Here is a 21,636-nt window from a genome sequence, read left to right on the forward strand (position 1 = left end):
CGTGTTGGTTCGCAGTGCTCAGCGTCTTTTGCGGCGCGTTGATGACCTGAGGTTGATTGTGCGCCGCACAAAAACCGCTTGACGCCCGGCATTTGGCGGCTTAAACCCAAATTGTTGCACCGCACCATGACGGGGTCGAATGATTGAGAATGTTTTGGCACATCGCGCCAAGCCAAACGTCGTTTGGCGCATCGCGTCGGGCCAGAAATATCGATTGGATCACCAGACAGGGATTGGCGGTGTGCGGGTCAAGGGTTTTCGCCGGCCTATTCCGGGTGCGCCGTTGATCCGACCATGACTGCCGGGCTGATCCGGACGACCATTATCACACTGGCTACGAGCAGAGGACCAAACCAATGACCACCAAAGGCAAGATTGTTGACGTGACCACCGAGACCACCAAGGGCTTCGAGGCGACCCTCGAATCCATGAAGGAAGGCATTGCGAAGGCAACCCACGGGTTCGAAGCCTCGCAAGCCAAAATGAAGGAACAAATGGCCAAAGCGATGAAGACCACCGAAGATTTCGTGGCGTTCAGCCAGGGCAATGTCGAGGCGATGATCAAGGCTTCGCAAATCTTCACCACCGGCATGCAGGATCTGAGCAAGCATTTCGCCGCCAGCACCCAGGCCTCGGTTGAAGAGAGCATGGCGACCGCGAAGGCGCTTTCGGGCGTCAAGTCGGTGAAGGAAGCGGTTGAGCTGCAAACCGGTTTCGCCCGCACCCTGGTCGAGAAAATGGTTGCCGAGACCAGCAAGCTGACCGATGCCTCGCTCAAAATCACCGAGCAGGCGATTGCGCCGCTGACCGCGCGGATGACCAAAGCCGTCGAGACCTTCAGCACGAAGCTCTAATCATTAGCTTCTAACTGATTGACCCGGCGCACGCGCCGGGGCATGGGGGGCGTTTTCCGGTCACACGGAAAGCGCCCTTTTTGCATGGATGAGGCAGGCAATGGTCGGCACGGCGGCGGAAATCTTGCGCGCAGCGTTGGGAGCGCCGCCAGCATGGGCGGTGTTTGACCCGGTTTGGTATTGCCAAACCTATCCCGAAGCCGCTCGCGCCTGCGCCGACCCGATGAGCGACTCGCTCACCTATTATTTGCAATCCGGCGCCGCCGCCGGCCATAGCCCCACGCTGTATTTCGATGAACAGTTTTACCGCCGCACCTACCCCGATATCGCTTCACTGATCGCGCAGAGCGAATATCAATCCGGCTTTGATCATTATTGCCAGCGCGGCTATCGCCAATTATCGCCGCATTTATTGTTCGATGACGCTCATTACGCCGCTTTGTATGAGGATATGAGTATCGAGAATTTAGAACGTCATCATTGCTACGGCCGCTATGATCACTGGCTGAAATCAGGGCAATTTGAGAACCGTCAGGCGCATTTTCTGTTCGATCCCGGCTATTACCGCGCCCGCGCCGAAGCGGCAGGGGCCGACAAAGCCGACCTTGAGCGCCTCGGTCCGTACGGGTTTTATCTGCACGCTTTGGATAGTGGATCGGCCTTTGCGCATTTGCCGCCATCGCTCTATTTCGATCCGCTGTGGTATCTCGAAACCTATCCCCCGGCGCGTGAGGCGCTGGAGCAAGGCCGGGTTCGTGCCGCCTTGGAGCATTATCTGACCTTGCCGATTGCTGGTGGGTATGATCCGGTGCCGGAATTTGTTGAGCATTTCTATCTGGAAACCTACCCGGATATCAGGCTCGCGGTCGAAGCGGGCCATTTGCCCTCCGGCTACCGGCATTTCGTCCAGCATGGCGCGTTTGAATTGCGCCGCCCGCGCGTTGACATCGATTTACTATACTACCGCGATGTTAATCCCCGCGTGGTGCATGATCTCAATAGCGGGCGGGTGCGCGATGCGTTTGCCCATTTGCGCAGCATCGGCCTGCCCCTGCAATTGGCCTATTGCCCGCCCGAGCGCGCGCCGGATTTATCCGAAGCCACCGGCAAAACGTTATTTTCGATGCGTGCGCGCAATCAAATTGCGTTGTTTGCCCGCCACACGCTCGATTTTTCGTTGAATGGGCAAGAGCCGCTGGTCAGCGTGGTCATGGTGTTGTTCAACCAGTTTGAACTCACCCTGCAAGCTCTGGCCTCGCTGCGGCAAAATTTTGCCGGCCCCATCGAACTCATTCTGGTTGATAATGCATCAACGGACGATACCACGCGGATTGCCAGCTACGTGCAGGGCGCCCTGGTGCTGCGCAACCAACAAAATCTCGGCTTCGTGCTCGCTTGTAACCAAGCCTTGGCACAGGTGCGCGCCCCTGCCTTGTTGCTTCTCAATAACGATATTGAATTGGGCTATGGCGCCATCGCCCATGCGTTAGCACGGCTCGCATGCGACCCACTGATTGCCTCGGTCGGCGGTAAAATTCTGCGCAGCCATGGCCGCTTGCAAGAGGCAGGGTCGATCATCTGGCAAGACGGCACCACAACCGGCTATTTGCGCGATGAACCGGCCTTGTTGCCCGAGGCGAATTTCGTCCGGGATGTCGATTATTGTTCCGGAGTGTTTTTACTCTGCCGCACCGATCTTGTTCGTGATCTGGGCGGCTTTGATGCTGATTACGCACCGGCCTATTATGAAGAGGTTGATTTATCGGTGCGGTTTCTGCGCGCGGGCTATCGCAATGTCTATGATCCCAGCGTGATCATTTATCATTTGGAATTCGGCTCGGCGCGCAATGCGCAAGACTCGCTCGCGCTGATGCGCCAAAATCGGGCATTATTCCGCAGCAAGCACGCGGAATTTTTGGCGGCACAGCCTGCAATGGTCAAGGGCGCCCAGCCAAGCGCTTCGGTGCGCGCCCGAAGCCGGGGCGATGCAGGCCGACGCTTGCTGTTCATCGAGGATACTGTGCCGGTGCGCCGCCTTGGTTCGGGCTTTGTGCGCGCCAATGATGTGCTGCACGCCATTGTCGCGGCAGGCTGGCATGTTTCGGTTTTACCGGTCAATGGCACGCGCCTTGATGTGATGAGCCTGCTGGGCGATGCGCCGGACACGGCTGAAATTCTCTATGACCGCACGATCTTGACCCTGCCGCAGCTCCTCGCCGAGCGCGCTGATTATTACGATATGATCTGGATTTCGCGCACCCATAATCTTGATCGAACCCTGCCCATTTTCCGCGCCGCTGGCATTGATCCGGCGATAACGCCGTTCATTCTCGATACCGAAGCCATCGAAGCCGCACGTGCAGCCGAGTTGGCATCAATCCGTGGCGATGATTTTGATCTCAATGCCGCAATAACAGCGGAATTTACCAATGCGAGCCATTGCCGCGCGGTCACGGCGGTCAATCAGGCTGAGGCCGATTTGCTGAGGGCTCATGGTCTTGCGTCGGTCTCGGTGTTAGGCACCATCGGCCCGGTTCGTCCCACGCCGCGCGGCTTTGATCAGCGCACGGGCTTGTTGTTCGTCGCGAGCATGCACCAATCAGACAGCCCTAACCTTGATGCGCTGCGTTGGTATGCCACCGAGATCATGCCCGCGTTAGCAGCCCTGATGGGCGCGCCAACGCCAACACTCTCTGTCGTGGGATATCGCGCGCCAGAGCTTGATCTGAGTGAATTTTCAGCATTGCCGCACATCAAGCTGCTCGGCGCGATTGATGATTTGCAGCCCCTGTATGATGCCCATCGCTTGGTGGTCGCACCCACCCGCTTTGCTGCGGGCACACCCTATAAAATTTACGAGGCCGCCGGATTCGGCGTGCCGTGCGTGGTCACCGATTTGCTGGCGCGCCAATTAGGCTGGCACCATGGGGTGGAGCTGATGAGTGCGCCAGTGGGGGATGCAGGCACGTTTGCCGCGCGCATCGCGTTCCTTTATCAATCGGGTCCGGCATGGTCTGCGGTGCGCAAGGACGCTCTGGCGCGGCTCGCGGCGGAAAATAATGCCAAATTGTTTGAGGAAACGGTTCGCCGCGTGCTGGCGCAAGCAGAGCGAGAAAGACAAGGGGAGCGGAAATGACATTGAACCACACATCGTCAAACCCAAACAGCCTGCCAGCCCTTCTCGCCGCCCATCATGGCGCGCGGGCCATGGGTGCGCCGGGTGAGCCATGGTTGGATGGCGCAGGATTGCAAAACTTGGCGCGCATGATCGCCGCTGGCCTGAATGAGCATGGTATCGGCAGGGGCGATCGGGTGGCGTTGGTGTTGCCCAACGGCCCGTGCGCCGCAACCGCATTTTTGGCCGTCGCTTATGGTGCCTCCGCCGCACCGCTCAACCCCGCCTACACCGAAGCCGAGTTTGAATTTTACCTGAGCGATTTGCGCCCCCACGCCATCATCATCGCCGAGGGTGAAACCGGGCCGGTGCTGGCGGTCGCGGCATCCTTGGCCATTAAACTCATCGTGCTCCGCCCGGTGACCGGCGGACCTGCCGGGCAATTCACCTTGGATTTCGCAGCGATGGCGTCAACCCCAGCGCGCCTGCCCGGTATCGCACAGCCGAATGACGAAGCCTTGGTGCTGCACACATCCGGTACCACCGCCCGCCCGAAAATCGTGCCGCTCAGCCAGGCTAATCTCGCCGCGTCAGCGCGTCACATCGCAACCAGCCTCGCGTTAGGGCCGAATGATATTTGTCTGAACGTGATGCCGCTGTTTCATATTCATGGGCTGGTGGCAGCCTGTTTGGCGTCACTGGCCGGGCAAGCCAGTGTGAGTTGCACGCCCGGCTTTAACGCCTTCAAGTTTTTCGGCTGGCTCGATGTCGTCAAGCCGAGCTGGTATACGGCGGTGCCCACGATGCATCAGGCGATTTTGCTGCGCGCCCGCGAGACCGCACCGCCGGTTACGCTGCGCTTCATCCGCTCCTCCTCAGCCTCGCTACCGCCACAAGTGATGGCGGCGCTGGAGCAAAAATTCGCCTGTCCGGTGATCGAAGCGTACGGCATGACCGAGGCTGCGCATCAAATGGCATCCAACCGCCTGCCGCCGGGGGCGCGCAAACCCGGCTCGGTGGGCGTTGCCGCCGGGCCGGAAATCGCCATTCGCGGCCGTGATGGTTTTCTCGCGGTCGGGCAGGCGGGCGAGGTGGTGATTCGCGGCCCTAACGTCACGGCGGGCTACGCCAACAACCCAAGCGCCAATCAATCCGCCTTCATCGAGGGTTGGTTTCGCACCGGCGATGAAGGCATGTTAGATGACGATGGTTATCTTTTTCTCACTGGTCGGCTCAAGGAAATGATCAATCGCGGCGGTGAAAAAGTCAGCCCGTTAGAGATTGATGTGGCGTTGCTCGATCATCCATCGGTCGCCGAAGCGTGCTGTTTTGCAATCCCCCATGCCGTGCTCGGCGAGGAGGTTGCGGCGGTGGTGGTGCTGCGCGAGGGCATGGCGGCGACGGCGCTTGATTTGCGGGAATTTCTAGCGGCCAAGCTCGCACCCTTCAAAGTGCCGCGCCAAATCGTGATCAATGACGCGATTCCCAAAGGGGCAACCGGCAAGGTTCAGCGCATCGGCATGGCGCAGCGTTTGGGATTGGGCGGCTGAGATGCCATCAATTTGCATTTTCGGCGCCGGTGCCATTGGCGGGCTGATGGCAGCGCGGCTTGAGCGGGTCGGGGTGAAAACCGCCATTGTTGCCCGCGGTGCGCATCGTGCCGCCATCGAAGCGCGCGGCTTGGTGCTGCGCGATGCCACCGGCGAATATGTGACCCATCCGCGCGTGGGTGATGCTAGCGCGTTAGGCGTGCAGGATTATCTGCTGATCACGCTGAAGGCGCAGGGGATCGAGCCGGCCTTGCCGCAACTCGCCCCCTTGATCGGGCCGAACACCGTGATTGTCGCAGCGGTGAATGGCGTGCCCTGGTGGTATGGCTATGGGCTGCCCGCACCGTTTGCGGAGCGGCGGGTCCACGCGGTCGATCCGACGGGCGCAGTCTGGGCGGCGTTGCCGCCCGCGCAGGTGCTGGGCTGCGTGGTGTATCCGGCCGCTGAAATTGCCGAACCCGGCGTGATTGCCCATAGCTATGGCGATCGGTTCGTGCTGGGTGAGCCTGATGGCACGCGCAGCGACCGCGCCGAGACGCTGGCGAAATTGTTAGTATCCGCCGGGCTGAAAGCGCCGGTGCGTCCCCGCATTCGCGATGATATCTGGGTGAAGCTCTGGGGCAACATGGCCTTCAACCCAATCAGCGCACTCACCGGTGCCACGCTGGATCGGATCGTGGCCGATGCCGGCACGCGCGGCGTGGCGGCGGCGATGATGGCGGAAGGCCAAGCGGTCGCCGAGCGCCTAGGCGTGCGCTTTGCCATCGGCATCGACCAACGCATTGCCGGTGCCGCCGAAGTCGGCGCGCATAAAACCTCGATGCTGCAAGATTTGGAGCGTGGCCGCCCGATTGAAATCGAAGCGCTGCTCGGCGCCGTCGTCGAAATGGCCGGCTGGGTCGATGTGCCAATGCCGATCAGCAGCGCAGTCCTCGCCCTCGTGCGCCAGCGTGCGGGTTCATCCGGTATGGCCAGTTAAAATCATGGAAGTCACGCCACTATCCGGTCCGGTCTTGGTCAGCGGCGCCGCCGGGTTCGTCGGTCGCGCCGTCACCCAGGCGCTCGGTGCGGCGGGCTGCTCGGTGGTGGTCGCGCTGCGCCGGTCGGGCGCGGCGTTACCAGGTGCGGCGCGCGCTATCGATGCGGGGGATTTGGCCGCGCCAACCCCGGCGCTCTCAGCGGCGATGCGCGGTGTTTCGGTGGTGGTGCATGCGGCAGGCTTGGCGCACCGCACCGGCGTTGATCCAGCTTCACTGGCAGCAGCGAACGTGACGGCGGCAGCGCGGGTGGCCGAAATCGCCGCTGCACGCGGCGCTAAACGATTCATTCTCGTCTCCTCGGCGGCGGTGCATGGCAAGGCCCCGCCCGGCGTGGTAACCGAAGCTTCCGAGCCTGATCCAGATGACGCCTATGCCGCGAGCAAGCTCGATGGTGAGCAGGCGGTCCAGCGCGTGCTGGCGGGCACCGGCACTGAACTGGTCATCATCCGCCCGTGCGCGGTGATCGGGCCGGGCTGCGCGGGCAATATTCCGCGCCTCGTGCGTCTGGTCGCTCGCACACGGCTATTGCCGTTCGGGGCCATCGGTAATCAGCGCAGCTTCATCGCAATCGATGATCTCGCCGCCCTGATCGTTGCGGCGGCGCAGGCCCCACATTCCGTGCCCGAAATTCTCCTGGCCGCGCATCCCGACCCGATTGCCACGCCGGACCTCATTCGCGCCTTGGCCGCCGGGCTGCAACGACAATTATTTCTCGCCCCCGTGCCCGCCTCGTGGCTCGGCCTCGCCGCTCGCGCCGCAGGGCAGGGGACCGCTTGGCGCAGCTTTGCCGGCTCGTTTCGCGCCCACCCGATCCTGGCGCAGCAAAGCCTTGGTTTTACGGCACAAACGCCCCTGGAAACCGCCTTCGCGGCAACGGCGCGATCTGTGGTATTATAATACCATCGCCCCGATCTCTTGACTATATCCCCGCTTTCCCCCATACGCCGCCGCGAGACATAATCTGTTGATGAGGTTCCGATGTTAAAGACCACAATCTCGCTGAAACCATCCGAGGTTCAGCGAAACTGGGTGCTGATCGATGCCGAAGGGCTGGTGCTGGGCCGCTTGGCCGCCCTGATCGCCACGCGCCTGCGCGGCAAGCACAAGCCGCAATTCACCCCGCATGTCGATTGCGGCGACCATATCGTTGTGGTCAATGCCGAAAAAGTGCGCGTGACCGGCAAAAAGCTCGATCAGGACGTGTTTTACTACCACACCGGCTATCCGGGTGGCATCAAAGGCCGCACGCTGGGTCAGCGCCTCGCCGGCGCGCATCCTGAGCGGGTGATCGAAAAGGCGGTCGAGCGGATGATCACGCGCGGTCCGCTGCAGCGTCAGCAAATGAAAAATCTTCATATTTACGCAGGTGCCGCGCACCCGCACACCGCACAGCAGCCGGTCGCATTGGATGTCGGCGCACTTAACCGCAAGAATCGGAGGGTTTGAGTATGTCGGGGACCGCAACGCTCGCCGATCTGAAATCAGTGGTCACCACTGAAACCACAGCGCCGGCCACCGGGCCGAAATATGAAGTCAAGCGCGATGCGCTGGGCCGCTCCTACGCCACGGGTCGCCGCAAGGATGCCGTCGCACGGGTATGGATCAAGCCGGGCAAGGGCGAAATCATCATCAATGGCCGCAAAGCCGCGCAATATTTCGCGCGTCCGGTGCTGCGCATGTTGATCACCCAGCCCTTTCTGGTCGCTGATCGCTATAACCAGTTTGACGTGATGGCAACCGTCACCGGCGGCGGCCTATCGGGCCAAGCCGGCGCCGTGCGCCACGGCATTTCACGCGCTCTCACCTATTACGAGCCGGATTTGCGCGGCATTCTGAAGGTCGCCGGGTTCCTCACCCGCGATCCGCGCACGGTCGAGCGTAAAAAATACGGCAAGGCGAAAGCCCGCCGGAGCTTCCAGTTCAGCAAGCGCTGATCATCGCAGCGTTTCTGCGCCAAGCAACCCCGGGCCTCTGGTCCGGGGTTTTTTGTTGGCTGCACCGATCACTGCGCGTCGTAATCAACCACCACGCCAGCACCATCGATGCGGGCCTGACAGGTCAGCACAAAGCCGGCTTTGATTTCCCAATCGGCGAGCGAATAATTCACCGCCATCGTTGCCTGCCCAGCAATAATCCGCGCCCGGCACGTCGCGCACATGCCGCCCTTGCACGCATAGGGCAAATCAAGCCCGGCGCGCAGTGCCGCATCCAGAATCGCCTCCTCAGGCCCAATCGGGATCGTATGGTGCTTGCCATCAGCGATCAGCGTGATCGTTACGGCATCGTTATCCATCGCGGGTGATGCCAGCGCGGGTGCGCGCGGCGTGCCGCCATGGCTGGACACAAAGCGCTCAATGTGGATCGCCTCGGCGGCAACCCCATGCGCGCGCGCCGTGCTGTCCACACTCTCGATCATCGGCTCCGGCCCGCAGATAAATAAATCATCAATTCGGCCCGGTGCAGCGCGGCTCAGCAAATTTTCGATCCGCGCCGCATCCAGCCGCCCATGCAGGATCGGAATATCCTGCTCCTCGCGCGACAGAATATTGAACAGCGCGAACCGGCCCAAATGACGATTTTTGAGCGCTTCCAGCGTCTCGCGAAACATGATCTCGTCTGTGGTGCGATTAGCGTAGAATAAGGTGCAGCGACTCTCCGTCTCGCGCCCCAACACGCTGCGCAAAATCGACAGGATCGGCGTAATGCCTGAGCCGGCGGCAAACGCGACCAACTGGCGCGCCCGCGCTGGGTCCGGCGTCAGGCCAAACCGTCCGGTCGGCGTCATCACCTCCATGACATCGCCAACCCGGGCCTGATCGCACAGATAGCTCGACATCACACCATCGGCGACGCGCTTGACCGCAATCCGCAGCTCAGCATCCTCAGGGGCCGCACAAATCGAATAAGCGCGCCGTTGCTCGGCGCCATCAATCACCTGGCGCAACGTCAAATATTGCCCCGGCGTGAATTGATAGGCAGCGCGCAACGCCTCCGGCACGTCAAAACAAAGCGAAACCGCATGCTTCGCCTCCGGCGTGATGGCGCTGATGGTCAAAGGATGAAACCGGGGTGAGGCCATCAGGCGGCGATCATCAGGCGGCGATCAATGGCATTTGAAATGATCGAACGGTTCGCGGCAGGCGATGCAGCGCCACAGCGATTTGCACGGCGTCGAGCCAAAACCGGCAATCTGCTCAACCTGTGCCGACCCACATTGCGGACAATGGGGCGCCTGGCCACGGCGCGGCGGGGCAATGCCCTCGGCGCGCAATTTTTCCAGCGTCGCCGCACTGAGCGTATCGGTGGTCCAGGCCGGGCTATGGGTCAAGCGCACGGCAATGGCCGAAAATCCAGCCTCGCGCAGCGCCGTTTCAATATCAGCCTTGATCATTTCAGTGGCCGGACAACCCGAATAGGTCGGGGTAATGGTCACAATCATCACCCCGTCAATCATCTCCACGCTCCGCAAAATGCCCAATTCCGCAATGGTGAGCGCTGGAATTTCCGGATCGGGCAAGGCGGACGCAATCGCCCAGGCCACGTCCCGCGGCGCAACCGGGGCTACCATGACGCGCCGGGATAGGCGCGGGGCAAAAACTGCAATTCGGCCAGCAAATGGCCCAAATGCTCCCCATGCCGCCCTTGTCGGCCTCCGGTTTGGTGCCAACGCGGCCAAGTGAGCCGCAGCGTCGCTTGCGCGCAAACCTGCTCAATCCGGCGCTGATAGGCCTCACGCAACCCGGCCGGATCAACCACCGCGCGCGCGGCGATCAACGGCGCTTGATCAGGCGAGGTCTCGAATAATTCATCAGCAAAGGGCAGCAATAATTCCAAAGCATCCTGCGCCCGCTGATGACTTTCCGCCGTGCCATCGCCCAGCCGGATCACCCAATCGTGGGCGTGGCGCACATGATAGGCGGTTTCTTTTTCACTCCGCGCCGCAAATGCCGCAATAGCAGGGTCCGTCACCGTCAAACTCGCGCGCCAATACAGATCGGCAAAGCTCGCATAGAGCAAATGCCGCACCATAGTCACCGCGAAATCACCATTTGGTTGTTCAACCAGCAGCGCATTGCGAAATTGCGGCGCATCGCGCCGATAGGCGTAATCATCCTCGCTGCGTTGACGCTCCGGCTGTGCGGCATTCTCTAACGTGGCTGCGTGGCTATAGAGAAATCGCGCCTGCCCTAACAAATCCAGCCCCAGATTGGCCAGCGCCATATCCTCTTCCATGCTCGGCGCGCGGCTGCACCATTCGGATAATCGATGGCCGAGGATCAGCGCATCATCGGCATAGGCCAACACCCAGCGCAGCATCGGGGTTTCCGCCACTGCAATATTGCCGCCCGGCATTTCACATATGGCCGACATCATCAGGCACCGAATAAAAGCTGGGATGGCGATAAATTTTGCTCTCGGCCGGCTCGAACAACATGGCCTGATCATCCGGATCGGAGGCAATGATTGCGCTGGAGGGCACAATCCAAATCGAAATCGCCTCACCACGGCGAGTAAATAAATCGCGGGCGGCGGCGAGGGCCAAGGTCGCGTCCGGCGCGTGCAGCGAACCGGCATGTTTATGCGCCAACCCGTTGCGGCTGCGTAAAAAAACTTCCCAGAGCGGATCGGCAGGCGTTGCTTCAGTCATGATTAATCACGCCGCCTCGCGCTGATGTTGCTTTGCCGCATAAGCAGCGGCGGCGGCGCGCACCCATTCGCCCTCGTCGTGCGCTTGGTTGCGCCGAGCCAGCCGATCACGATTGCACGGGCCTTCGCCCCGCAGCACCGCCCGGAACTCCGCCCAATCAATCGCGCCATAGCGCCAATGGCCGCTCGCCGTATCAAAATGCAAATCCGGGTCCGGCAGCGTCAATCCCAGCCGATGCGCTTGCGGCACCGTGGCATCGACGAAATTCTGCCGCAAATCATCATTGGAAAACCGCTTGATTTTCCAGCGTGTTGACTGATCCGAATGCTGGCTTTCGGCATCGGGCGGACCAAACATCATCAAACAGGGCCACCACCAGCGATTAAGCGCGTCCTGCACCATCGCACGCTGCGCCGCCGTGCCTTCGGCCAATGTGCAAATAATCTCATAGCCCTGCCGCTGATGAAAACTCTCTTCCTTGCACACGCGGATCATCGCGCGCGCATAGGGCCCGTAGGAACACCGGCAGAGCGGAATTTGGTTCATAATCGCCGCGCCATCCACCAGCCAACCAATCGCGCCAATATCCGCCCAACTCAGCGTGGGATAATTGAAAATCGACGAATATTTCGCGGTTCCGGCCAAAAGCTGATCCACCAGCGCCTCACGCGAGACGCCGAGCGTCTCGGCAGCCGCATATAAATACAGCCCATGCCCGCATTCATCCTGCACCTTGGCCAGCAGCGCTACTTTGCGCCGGAGCGAGGGGGCGCGGGTAATCCAATTGCCTTCTGGCTGCATGCCAATGATTTCAGAATGGGCATGCTGCGCAATCTGGCGGATCAGCGTGCGCCGATAGGCTTCGGGCATCCAATGATTGGGCTCGATTTTCTGCTCGGCATCAATCCGCGCCTGAAACGCGGCCAATCGCGCCGGATCATCGAGCGGGGCAGGGCGGGTTTCGGTCTGGTCAAGCGCCTGAGCATACATGGGTGCAATCCTGTTTTTCGCGAATATATTACAAAAAAATCGGATGTCAAATATTTTTGTAATATATTATCGGGAGGGAGGTTCTCCAACCTTTCCTTACAATTTGTCATCGCTTTGCTCTGGAATCGACTCGGCTGCGTTCGTATCTCTAGGACGAACAAATGGGGCGAGGAGACTGAACATGACCTATCGATCGATGCTGGCCACCGGGATTTTCTCTCTGCTCCTGATGGGCGTGATTTTCGCACATGATATCGGTGCGTTGAATGGGTCATCTGCGCCAAACGCGCGGGTCGCGGCGCTGCCGTTCGCGCCCATCGAAGGCGTTGATGTCGCCTCGCCGATCAGCCGGGTGCGCAGCCTGGTGCAATTAGCCGCTCAGCCGGTGACGAGACGTCGCGCCACCCTCATGCCCGCGCAACCCATCATCTGGGCGGTGCCCGATCACAGCCAGCAGCGCCCGTTGGTGGTGGTGGTGCCGATGCGTGAAGTGATCATTCTGAAGACGCCAGCGATGTCCTGATCGGGGCGCAGCGCGCAACCTGATCAGCGTCGGGGTTGCGGCGTTGCACTGGGGCGATTAGGTAAAACCGGACATGCTGCGCCGTCATAAGCTGTCGGCGGTCCCCTAAACCCCAAGGATCAATCATGGTTCCCGCCGATCACCCCGCACAACCCACCCTCCCCCCATCCGGGCAGCCAGCCGCCCTGTCAGCCAAGCGCGGCGCCGACCGGATTTCCGAGGCCTTGGCGTTCGATGATGTGCTGCTGGTGCCGGGCTATTCGCAGGTGCTGCCGGCCCTGGCGGCCACCCGCACCCGCCTGACCCGCACCATCACCTTGAACATCCCGCTGATCTCCGCCGCGATGGACACGGTCACCGAGGCCGCGATGGCGATTGCGATGGCGCAGCAAGGTGGTATCGGCGTGATTCATAAAAACCTGACCATTGAGGAACAGGCCGCCCAGGTCCGGCGCGTGAAAAAATATGAAAGCGGCATGGTGGTCAACCCGCTGACCATCCACCCGGATCAAACCTTGGCCGAAGCGCAGACCTTGATGGCGCAGTTTCGCATTTCCGGCGTGCCCGTCGTTGAGCGCGATACCCAGCGGCTGGTGGGTATTTTAACCCATCGTGATGTGCGCTTCGCGACCGACCCGACCGCCCGGGTCTATGAGCTGATGACGCGGGAAAATCTGGTCACCGCCCCCGCCGATGTCGGGCCGGACCGGGCGCGGCATTTGCTGCATAAGCACCGGATCGAGAAATTGCTGGTGGTCGATGAAGCCTATCGCTGCGTCGGGCTGATTACCGTGAAGGATATGGACAAGGCCGAAGCGCATCCGCTGGCCAATAAAGATGAGCTGGGCCGTCTGCGCGTCGCGGCGGCAACCGGCGTGGGGGATGATGGGCTGGCGCGCGCCGAGGCGCTGATCGATGCCGGGGTCGATGTGATCGTGGTCGACACGGCGCATGGTCATTCGGATGGGGTGCTGCGCGCGGTTGAACGGGTCAAGCGCGCCTCGAACGCGGTGCAACTGATCGCGGGCAATGTCGCGACGCCCGAGGGCGCTGAAGCCTTGATCGCGGCGGGGGCGGATGCGGTGAAAATCGGCATCGGGCCGGGTAGCATTTGTACTACGCGGGTGGTCGCGGGCGTGGGTGTGCCACAATTCTCGGCGGTGCTGGAAACCTCCGCCGCCTGCCGCGCGCATGACGTGCCGGCCATCGCGGATGGGGGTGTGCGCAACTCCGGTGACATCGTCAAAGCCATCGCCGCCGGGGCCGATTGTGTGATGGTCGGCTCGCTGCTCGCGGGCACCGATGAAGCGCCGGGCGAGGTGTTTTTATATCAAGGAAGGTCCTACAAATCCTATCGTGGCATGGGCAGCCTGGGGGCGATGGCGCGTGGGTCGGCGGATCGGTATTTCCAGCAGGAAATCAAGGATCAACTAAAATTGGTGCCCGAAGGGATCGAAGGCCGCGTGGGCTATAAAGGCCCGATGAATGCGGTGGTGCATCAAATGGTCGGTGGGCTGCGCGCCGGCATGGGCTATACCGGCTGTGCCACCATCGCCGCCCTGCAAACCGAGGCGCGCTTCCGGCGCATCACCGGGGCGGGTCTGCGCGAAAGCCATGTCCATGACGTCGCGATCACCCGCGAAGCGCCGAATTACCGTCAGGATTGATCCATGACCCCGGCGGGACGGCTGGACGCGGCCATTGAGCTGCTCGGCGCCATTGAGACGGACCCTCGCCCTGCCGATGCGGTGGCCAATGCGTTTTTGCGCACCCGGCGCTTTATTGGCGGTGGTGATCGGCGGGAGATTAGTGAAATCACCTGGTCGGTGCTGCGCGCACGGCGGCGTTTGGGTTGGTGGCTGGAGCGGATTGGCGCGCCGGTTACGCCGCGTCTGCTCTCGCTTGCGATGATGGTGCTGGGCGGCATGACTGCGCATCGCGCTGAGTCGGCGTTTGGCGGCTCGCGCTTCGCCCCGGCGCCGCTCGATGAGGCAGAAAAGCGGGCGCTGGCGCAGCTGGCCACCCACACGCTCGATCATCCGGGGATGCCGGATGGGGTGCGGCTGGAGATCCCCGATTTTGTGGTGGAAAAATTTCGCGCACGCTTTGGTGCGCGGTTGGATGCCGAATGCGCGGCAATGCTCACCCAGGCGCCGCTCGATCTGCGGGCGAATTTGCTGAAAACCACGCGCGAGGCGGCCATTGAGGCGCTCGCGCGCGATGGGCTGCGGGCGGAAGCGACCCGGCTGAGCCCTTGGGGTCTGCGCCTGCCCAGCCGCCAGAATGTCATCGCGAGTGCGGCATTCCGCGATGGGTTGGTTGAAATCCAAGATGAGGGTAGCCAGCTCGTCGCATTGCTGGCCGATGTGCGGCCCGGTATGCGGGTGGTTGATTATTGCGCGGGTGCGGGCGGCAAAACGCTGGCTCTCGCGATGATGATGGCGAATAAGGGCCATCTGGTCGCTTGCGATGTTTCGGCACCGCGCTTGGATGCGGCGATTAAGCGGCTGCGGCGGGCCGGGGTGCATAATGCCGAGAGGCATTTATTTGCGCCGGGCGATAAATGGGCCAAGCGCCAGGAGCAGAAATGCGATGTCGTGCTGGTCGATGCGCCTTGCACCGGCACGGGGACCTGGCGGCGCAATCCGGATGCGCGGTTACGCCTGACCGAGCAGGATTTGGCGGAGTTGACGGTCAAGCAAGCGCGGATCCTGGATGAGGCGCAGCGTTTGGTGAAGCCGGGTGGGCATTTGGTTTATGCGACCTGTTCGGTGTTGACCGAGGAAAACGACGCCCAGGTTGATGGGTTTTTGGCACGGCATGCCGGGTTCCGGGTGGTGCCGCTCGCTGAGCCGTGGCCTGATTATTTGCGCGGTGATGCACTTCGGCTCTCGCCGGCGCGTGATCAGACGGATGGTTTTTTTGCCTGCAGGTTCGAGCGGGTGGGATGATCGCGATCCGCTGGTGTCGCACCGATAGTTTTAATTTCTTTTCGTTTGCGCTCGGCATGCTGGCTGAGGCCTATGCGTTCGGTGCCGCCTCGGTGGCGTCGGGCTGGTTTGTGATGCCGAAATTCATGGTGTCGCTCTTGCTGGTATGGGCGCCGATTTGGCTGATGGTGGGGATTGCGATTGCGGGTCCGTTATCGGACCGGATTGGGCGGCGGCGGATGTTTTATTTGACGATGGCGGCCTATGCGCTCGGGGCGCTGGGGCTGGCCTTTAGCTTTGGCTATGCGGCGGTGTTAGCGGCGCTGGCGGTTATGCTGCTCGCCGCCGGCGGTGAGATGAATACGATTTTGATCTCCGCGCAGGAATTGATGCCGCCGGCGCATCGCGGCAAAGCGACGATGGCGGCGGTGAATTTTGTTTCGCTGGGGGGTTTGGTGCTGGCGCTGGCCGCGTATTCGACGGCGTATCAACAGGTCGCGGTGCAGCGCGCCGTGGTGGGGCTGGTCGGGTTTGGCATTGTGGTCTCGTTGTTAGTGGTGCGCGGCCACACGCCGGAATCGCTGCGCTGGCTGAGCTTGCGTGATCAGGCGCAGGCCGAGGCGGAGGCGGTGGCCTATTATGGCGCGCAAGCCGAGGCGCGGCTGGCGGTGATTGCGGCGGAGCCGATCATGCCTGGCTCCGCCATTGCGTGGGGTGAGCGGTTGGTGTGGCTCAAGCTTGGATGCAGCATTGCGATGGCGTTTGGCGATGTCGCGGGGTTTGGGATGATTACCTATGTGGTGGGGCCGTATTTTTTCAAATCGCTGACGGCGGGGATTTTGCTGGTGGCGAGTGTGGCGGCAGTGCTTTCGGGATTGGCGTTTTTGCTTGGTGATCGGGTCGGGCGGCGGATTTTGCTCCTGGGCGGGTATGCGGGCTGCACGGCGATCAGTTTGGGGATTTGGTTTGCGCAGCCTTGGTGGCTTGGGCATAGTGCCCGGTTTTTGGCGTTGGTGTTTGGGCTGAATATTGTGATCAACTTAGCTTATATGGCCGAGGATACGTTCAAGGCGGAGATTTGGCCCACTGCGTTGCGCGGGCGGATGACGGCGTTGGTGCGGTTTACCTCGATTGGGCTGTATGCGGCGATGGTGCTGCTGACGCAGCATTTGGCGATCACGGATTTTCTGGCGCTTAACACGGTGTTTTGGGGCGTGGGGTTGCTGGGCGCTGCGGTGTGGTTTGGGTTTGGGCGGGAGACCGGGGCGGGTGTGTCGCTCGGCGTTGCGTCCGGCGAGGTTGGGAGGGGCTGAGCATGTTCATTGATAGCCATTGCCATTTGGATTATTTTTCGCCGGAGGAGCGGCCTCTGGTGGTGGCGCGCGCGCTGGCGGCGGGGGTCAGCGAGATGGTGACCATTGGGGTGACACTTGCACAATCGCAGCAGGCGATTGCGATGGCCGAGGCGTTAGAGCGGGTTTGGGCCTGTGTGGGCGTGCATCCGCATCATGCGGGATCGGAAGGTCCGGTGCCGACGCCTGAGATGATTGCGGCGATGACCCTGCATCCAAAAGTGATTGGCATTGGGGAGTCGGGGCTTGATTATTTTTATGACAAGGCCCCGCGCGCGGTGCAGGCGCGCAATTTTGCCGCCCATATTAAGGCCGCGCAAATCACGGGGTTACCGCTTGCGATTCATGCGCGGGATGCGGATGAGGATATCGCTGTGATGTTAGAAACCGCGTATCGTGAGCAGCCTTTTTCGTTTTTGCTGCATTGTTTTTCATCGGGTGCCGCGTTGGCGGAGCGGGCGTTAGCGATTGGGGGGTATGTTTCGTTTTCGGGGATTTTGACGTTTCCGCGTTCGGAGGCCTTGCGGGCGATTGCGCGGGAGGTGCCGATGGAGCGGCTGCTGCTGGAGACCGATTCGCCCTATTTGGCGCCGGTGCCGTTGCGCGGCAAGCGCAATGAGCCGGGCAATACGGTGTTGACGGCGCGGGTGTTGGCGGGGGTGAAGGGTGTTAGCGAGGCTGAGTTGGCCGCGCAGACCACGGCGAATTTCCGGCGGTTATTTGGCAAGGCGGCATGAAGTTTTCGCTCACCGTGTTGGGCACTGGCGGATCGGCGGGGTTGCCGCAGATTGGCGGTGCGGACGGGGCGGGGGATTGGGGTTTGTGCGATCCGGCGGAGCCGCGCAATCGGCGCTCGCGCGCGAGTGTGGTGATTGGCGCGCCGGCGGGGAATTTATTGATTGATACTGCGCCGGAGTTACGGTTGCAGCTGACGGCGCAGCGCATGGCGCGGATTGACGCGGTGTTATTTACCCATGCCCATGCCGATCATATTGCCGGGTTCGATGAAATTCGGATTTTGAACCGGCTGCTGGGTGGCCCGATGCCGACTTATGCGGATGCGGCCTGTTGGGCGGAGTTGCATCAGCGTTTTTCCTATGCGTTTGGGCCGTGGAATGGGGAGGGGTTTTACCGACCGGTGCTGGTGGAGCGGGTGGTTGCGCCGGGGGAGATGGTGGAGATTCTGGGGCTGCCCGTGCAGTTATTGGATCAGGATCATGGGTTTATTCGCTCATTGGGACTGCGGATTGGGGATGTGGCGTATTGCACTGATGTGGTGCGGTTTGGGGCGGAGGCGTTTGCGGCGCTCGCTGGTGTGCGGATTTTGATTATTGATTGTTTTACCCAAGGGGCGCCGCACCCGACTCATGCGAATTTGGCGCAGGTGTTGGCGTGGGTCGCGGCGCTGGGGCCGGAGCGGACGATTCTGACGCATATGGGGCCGGATATGGATTATGGCCGCTTGCGGGCTAGCCTGCCTGCGGGGATTGAGCCGGGTTATGATGGTTTGGTGATTGAGGGCGTGGTGGGTGCGTAATTATATCGATAACGTAACGAAATAGACGTGCCAAGGTGGGCGGACTTAGGCGCGATTTTTGCAGATGGGCGCTGGAGGGATTGTGGGCGCATCGAGGCCCCAGAGGGGGCGGCGGGCAAATTTTGGGCGCGGTGGTGGTTTGCTGCGGGTGGGTTGGGGCGGTTTGCGCCGATGGGTGATTGCCGGTTTTTGGGGCGTGGCTTTGGGCGGGAGCGCGAGATAAAGCGGGGGTTTGAGCCGCAGCATGTGGCAGAGCGGGCGGAGGATGCGCGCGAGGCTGGGGTGCGCGTTGATGAGGGCGATCATATCGGGCTCGGTGAGCAGGTGCGCGAGTTGCCCTCCCGCGCCGGGGATTTGGTGGCCGGGATAGAGGCGGGGCAGCCAGCCGAAGCGGGTGGGCAGTTTGACGGCGCTGGGGGCGGGTTTGGGCCGTTGCGCGCGCGGGCGCGGGGTGGATTGGGGCCGGGCGGGGCGTGCGGGCTGGGCGAGGATTTGGGCGAAGCGGCGGGCGAAGACGCCGAGGCGCTTATAGACGGCGAGGTTGAGCGGCGGATCGACCGCGCGATAGCCGACGATGCCGACGATTTCGCGCAGGAGCGCGATGATTGCGGCGAAACGCTCGGCGGGGGGCCGACGCCAGATGTCGGAGAGAAACAACATGACGTTAGTATGGCATAGGGGCGGGGGGTTGCGAAAGGGGTTTGCGCGGTGGTGCGGGATATGGTTTATTTGAATCTCGCGTTGTTTGTCAGGGTGCGGAGAATGGTCCGGTGAAGCGCGTTATGCATGGTTCGGCTAATGTGCGGCAACCGGTGCGCAGACCCTATGGGGTGCCGCGTTGCGTCAGCAGAATGTTGGGCGGGTCGATGGGTTTGTCGGTGCTGCTCTGGGTCAATTGGGCGACGACGATTTACGAATTTGAGACCACTCATTTTGTGAATGAGGGCGGTATATTTCGAGCGCCTGACCCTTTAGTATCGACTTTTGTTATTTTGGCAATATTCTTGGTGTTGGTATGGATCCTTAATCGGGGGTCTGAGTGGGCGATAGTATCTTTTAATATTATATTTGACGTGATATTTTATTTTTATTTATTATCAATAATTGCTTTTTTGGCTATGAGTGTTTTTGTCAGCGTTAGCAATTTGGGTACAGTTTTATTCTTTTTAATATTTTTACCGTTTGGATTTTACTTGCGATCGATCCGAAAGAATTGTCGATGGTTGGATTTAACGTCGTCGCCGGAGGAGTGGGAGTTGCCGGCTGCGTTGAAACATCGGGAACGGGTTTTGGCTGCGCGGGGGATTGAGTTGCCGCCTGGGGTTGGGGGGAGTTCGCGAGAGAAGGTGTCGGCGGAGGTGTTAAGGGCGACGGGTTGGGATGGGCCGGCTGATGCTGGGTTTATTGTGCTGTTGATTGTGGCTTGTGTGATTATTGCGGTTATTTTGATTTTTTTGGAGGCGGCTTTGTCGGCATAGGCATAGGCATAGGCATAGGCATAGGCATAGGCATAGGCATAGGCATAGGCATAGGCATAGGCATAGGCATAGGCATAGGCATCGGTTTGGCTTGGTTGGGCGGCGCGGTGGATGGGTTATGCAGCTTGGGATGGGTGAGGGGGGTTGGGATGGGCGATGGTGGCGCGAGGGGGTTTTTTTGGTGGGAGGGGGATGTGTTGGTGGTGAATATTTTGGGCAAGCCGCAGGCGTCGCGGGATGCGATTGGCAAGCCTCGGGGGGATCAGCTTAAGGTGAGTGTGACGGCGGTGCCGGAGGATGGAAGGGCGACCGATCATATGGTGCGATTTTTGGCGCGGGAGTTTGGGGTTGCGGCGGCGGCGATTGAGGTGGTGTTTGGGCAGATGAGCGTGAATAAGCAGCTGCGGATTACGCGCCCGACGCGACTGCCGCCGGTGTTTGGCGCGCGGGCGGGTGGGGCGGGGTGAGGGTTTGTTGGCAGGTCCGCCGATGAGTGCTGGGATGTCAGCCGAATGTTGCACTGGTTTATCGCGCTTGTCAGGGGTTGGTTTGGTCGGATAAACTGATAGACTGCCTGGAAATCCATTGCTTGCTCGTCCGTTCGGTCGGTCGGTCGCTCGCCGATTTTGGTCATTTGTTGGCTGCGGAGCAAAAATTGCTCGCGGTGGTCAGGCGGGGGAGCGTGCCATTATCGGGGAAAAGCGCCTTGAGAAGGCCCTTATTGGTGGCCCTCTTGGGCTTGATCATGCCTGCTAGGTCTGAGTAGCTTGGATGTGCTGTTTGATTTGTTTAAGATTGTGGGATCATCGCTCCTGTGTGAGCTATTTCAATTTTCAAACAGAGCCTAAAGTCCGCATATGTCGAGTCCCAATATCATTTCCCTTTTTTCCGGTGCGGGGGGCCTCTCACGAGGATTCTCGGATGCGGGTTTGTGTCCTACTCTTGCCGCTGAGCTTGATGAGGACGCGGTTGCAACATACAGATCAAATGTATCTGATGCGGTTATTCGTGCCGACATTGGCGCTGAAACAGAGCGCATCGTGCGCGAAGTTGACGCGAGAAAAGGACGAAAAGACGTATTTGCAGTGATAGGTGGGCCACCTTGCCAAGGGTTTAGCACGGCGGGTGCGCGTGACCATAGTGATCCGCGGAATCGTTTAGTATTCTCGTATTTGGAGATCGTCTCTCGCCTGCGCCCCTCATGGTTCCTATTCGAAAACGTCGAGGGCATTTTGACGAGTGGGGGCGGGGATGCCATCGTTGGATTAGCTGAGAAGTTAACGGAGCTTGGCTATTCGTTCCGTATTGACAAGATAAATTTCGCGCAGTGGGGCTTGCCACAGTCTCGCAAGAGGGTTTTGATTGTTGGTAATCGGCATGGCATCAACTGCCATCTACCAGAGGCCACACACTCCTTCGATGGCAAAAAACATCGTGGAAACACGGGTGTCGGATCAGTAACACTGGGCGAGGCCCTCGCTGGCCTACCGCCAACTCCAGCGGCATCCCATTTGCAGTATGTGGCATATGCCACAGACGTTCCGGTCACAGACTACGTAAGCGTCGTTTCTCTGACCTTGTTGAAAGACGCGTGTAGCGCGACTATGCGGCGGCTTGAA

Annotated in this window: 22 protein-coding genes; 16 read left to right on the forward strand and 6 right to left on the reverse strand. The window is 60.7% G+C overall.

All coding sequences use genetic code 11. The annotated features are described in order from the left end of the window. Positions 1-356: 356 nt before the first annotated feature. The 7 genes from ACYUCQ_RS12935 (at position 357) to rpsI (ending at position 8,493) form a co-directional block, all read left to right on the forward strand. Positions 357-854, forward strand: coding sequence for a phasin family protein (locus ACYUCQ_RS12935; RefSeq protein WP_460254953.1), 498 nt, complete (start codon positions 357-359; stop codon positions 852-854). A gap of 88 nt (positions 855-942) precedes the next feature. Then, entirely contained in the window at positions 943-3,990 is a 3,048-nt protein-coding gene (locus tag ACYUCQ_RS12940; RefSeq protein ID WP_460254954.1) for a glycosyltransferase, read from the forward strand. Then, positions 3,987-5,519 carry an acyl--CoA ligase gene (locus ACYUCQ_RS12945; RefSeq protein ID WP_460254955.1) on the forward strand — a complete coding sequence of 511 codons (1,533 nt, stop codon included), beginning with the start codon at positions 3,987-3,989 and terminating at the stop codon, positions 5,517-5,519. The genes ACYUCQ_RS12940 and ACYUCQ_RS12945 overlap by 4 nt, the downstream gene beginning before the upstream one ends. 1 nt (position 5,520) lies before the next feature. Further along, positions 5,521-6,498, forward strand: coding sequence for a 2-dehydropantoate 2-reductase (locus tag ACYUCQ_RS12950; RefSeq protein WP_460254956.1), 978 nt, complete (start codon positions 5,521-5,523; stop codon positions 6,496-6,498). 4 nt (positions 6,499-6,502) lie between these two features. Next, positions 6,503-7,456: an NAD-dependent epimerase/dehydratase family protein gene (locus ACYUCQ_RS12955; RefSeq protein ID WP_460254957.1), complete on the forward strand. Its 954-nt coding sequence runs from the start codon at positions 6,503-6,505 to the stop codon at positions 7,454-7,456. An 81-nt stretch (positions 7,457-7,537) separates the two neighbouring features. Beyond that, positions 7,538-8,005: a 50S ribosomal protein L13 gene (rplM, locus tag ACYUCQ_RS12960; RefSeq protein ID WP_460254958.1), complete on the forward strand. Its 468-nt coding sequence runs from the start codon at positions 7,538-7,540 to the stop codon at positions 8,003-8,005. Positions 8,006-8,007: 2 nt separating this feature from the next. Further along, positions 8,008-8,493 carry a 30S ribosomal protein S9 gene (rpsI, locus tag ACYUCQ_RS12965; RefSeq protein WP_460254959.1) on the forward strand — a complete coding sequence of 162 codons (486 nt, stop codon included), beginning with the start codon at positions 8,008-8,010 and terminating at the stop codon, positions 8,491-8,493. 68 nt (positions 8,494-8,561) lie between these two features. Here rpsI and ACYUCQ_RS12970 read toward each other — a convergent pair whose 3' ends face one another. From ACYUCQ_RS12970 to paaA, 5 genes are read right to left on the reverse strand one after another with little or no spacing between them, the layout of a single operon-like run. Further along, the gene (locus tag ACYUCQ_RS12970) at positions 8,562-9,638 is read right to left on the reverse strand and encodes a 2Fe-2S iron-sulfur cluster-binding protein (RefSeq protein WP_460254960.1); all 1,077 of its coding nucleotides are present in this window, start codon (positions 9,636-9,638) and stop codon (positions 8,562-8,564) included. A 24-nt stretch (positions 9,639-9,662) separates the two neighbouring features. After that, positions 9,663-10,127, reverse strand: a complete 465-nt coding sequence (gene paaD, locus ACYUCQ_RS12975; protein ID WP_460254961.1) for a 1,2-phenylacetyl-CoA epoxidase subunit PaaD — start codon at positions 10,125-10,127, stop codon at positions 9,663-9,665. Then, positions 10,121-10,912, reverse strand: coding sequence for a 1,2-phenylacetyl-CoA epoxidase subunit PaaC (gene paaC / locus ACYUCQ_RS12980; RefSeq protein ID WP_460254962.1), 792 nt, complete (start codon positions 10,910-10,912; stop codon positions 10,121-10,123). Before paaC ends, paaD begins: the two co-directional genes overlap by 7 nt. Before the next feature lies 1 nt (position 10,913). Beyond that, the gene (gene paaB / locus ACYUCQ_RS12985) at positions 10,914-11,207 is read right to left on the reverse strand and encodes a 1,2-phenylacetyl-CoA epoxidase subunit PaaB (protein WP_460254963.1); all 294 of its coding nucleotides are present in this window, start codon (positions 11,205-11,207) and stop codon (positions 10,914-10,916) included. 6 nt (positions 11,208-11,213) lie between these two features. Then, positions 11,214-12,197 (reverse strand): 1,2-phenylacetyl-CoA epoxidase subunit PaaA, encoded by a 984-nt coding sequence (gene paaA / locus ACYUCQ_RS12990; RefSeq protein ID WP_460254964.1) that lies wholly within the window; start codon positions 12,195-12,197, stop codon positions 11,214-11,216. A 181-nt stretch (positions 12,198-12,378) separates the two neighbouring features. On the opposite strand from paaA, the gene ACYUCQ_RS12995 reads away from it, so the two are divergent. The 6 genes from ACYUCQ_RS12995 to ACYUCQ_RS13020 all read left to right on the forward strand — a co-directional run bounded on the left by ACYUCQ_RS12995 (position 12,379) and on the right by ACYUCQ_RS13020 (position 18,539). Beyond that, positions 12,379-12,720: a hypothetical protein gene (locus ACYUCQ_RS12995; RefSeq protein WP_460254965.1), complete on the forward strand. Its 342-nt coding sequence runs from the start codon at positions 12,379-12,381 to the stop codon at positions 12,718-12,720. A 125-nt stretch (positions 12,721-12,845) separates the two neighbouring features. After that, a complete protein-coding gene (gene guaB / locus ACYUCQ_RS13000) occupies positions 12,846-14,387 on the forward strand; it encodes an IMP dehydrogenase (RefSeq protein ID WP_460254966.1) in 1,542 nt (513 codons plus the stop codon). Between the two features lie 3 nt (positions 14,388-14,390). Next, complete coding sequence (locus ACYUCQ_RS13005) at positions 14,391-15,671, forward strand: RsmB/NOP family class I SAM-dependent RNA methyltransferase (protein ID WP_460254967.1); 1,281 nt, start codon at positions 14,391-14,393, stop codon at positions 15,669-15,671. Further along, the gene (locus ACYUCQ_RS13010) at positions 15,668-16,963 is read left to right on the forward strand and encodes an MFS transporter (protein WP_460254968.1); all 1,296 of its coding nucleotides are present in this window, start codon (positions 15,668-15,670) and stop codon (positions 16,961-16,963) included. Before ACYUCQ_RS13005 ends, ACYUCQ_RS13010 begins: the two co-directional genes overlap by 4 nt. A gap of 2 nt (positions 16,964-16,965) precedes the next feature. Next, the gene (locus ACYUCQ_RS13015; RefSeq protein ID WP_460254969.1) at positions 16,966-17,739 is read left to right on the forward strand and encodes a TatD family hydrolase; all 774 of its coding nucleotides are present in this window, start codon (positions 16,966-16,968) and stop codon (positions 17,737-17,739) included. After that, positions 17,736-18,539, forward strand: a complete 804-nt coding sequence (locus ACYUCQ_RS13020) for an MBL fold metallo-hydrolase (RefSeq protein ID WP_460254970.1) — start codon at positions 17,736-17,738, stop codon at positions 18,537-18,539. The genes ACYUCQ_RS13015 and ACYUCQ_RS13020 overlap by 4 nt, the downstream gene beginning before the upstream one ends. A 45-nt stretch (positions 18,540-18,584) precedes the next feature. On the opposite strand, the gene ACYUCQ_RS13025 is transcribed toward ACYUCQ_RS13020, so the two are convergent. Beyond that, the gene (locus tag ACYUCQ_RS13025) at positions 18,585-19,199 is read right to left on the reverse strand and encodes a hypothetical protein (RefSeq protein ID WP_460254971.1); all 615 of its coding nucleotides are present in this window, start codon (positions 19,197-19,199) and stop codon (positions 18,585-18,587) included. Positions 19,200-19,405: 206 nt separating this feature from the next. On the opposite strand from ACYUCQ_RS13025, the gene ACYUCQ_RS13030 reads away from it, so the two are divergent. The 3 genes from ACYUCQ_RS13030 to ACYUCQ_RS13040 form a co-directional block, all read left to right on the forward strand. Next, positions 19,406-20,017 carry a hypothetical protein gene (locus tag ACYUCQ_RS13030; protein WP_460254972.1) on the forward strand — a complete coding sequence of 204 codons (612 nt, stop codon included), beginning with the start codon at positions 19,406-19,408 and terminating at the stop codon, positions 20,015-20,017. A 149-nt stretch (positions 20,018-20,166) separates the two neighbouring features. Next, on the forward strand, positions 20,167-20,484 hold the full coding sequence (locus ACYUCQ_RS13035; protein WP_460254973.1) for a DUF167 domain-containing protein: 318 nt from the start codon (positions 20,167-20,169) through the stop codon (positions 20,482-20,484). A 390-nt stretch (positions 20,485-20,874) separates the two neighbouring features. Next, positions 20,875-21,636 (forward strand): DNA cytosine methyltransferase (locus tag ACYUCQ_RS13040; RefSeq protein WP_460254974.1); only part of this gene is annotated, 762 nt, incomplete at its 3' end.

The sequence above is a fragment of the Acidiphilium sp. MT5 genome, from assembly GCF_054767495.1.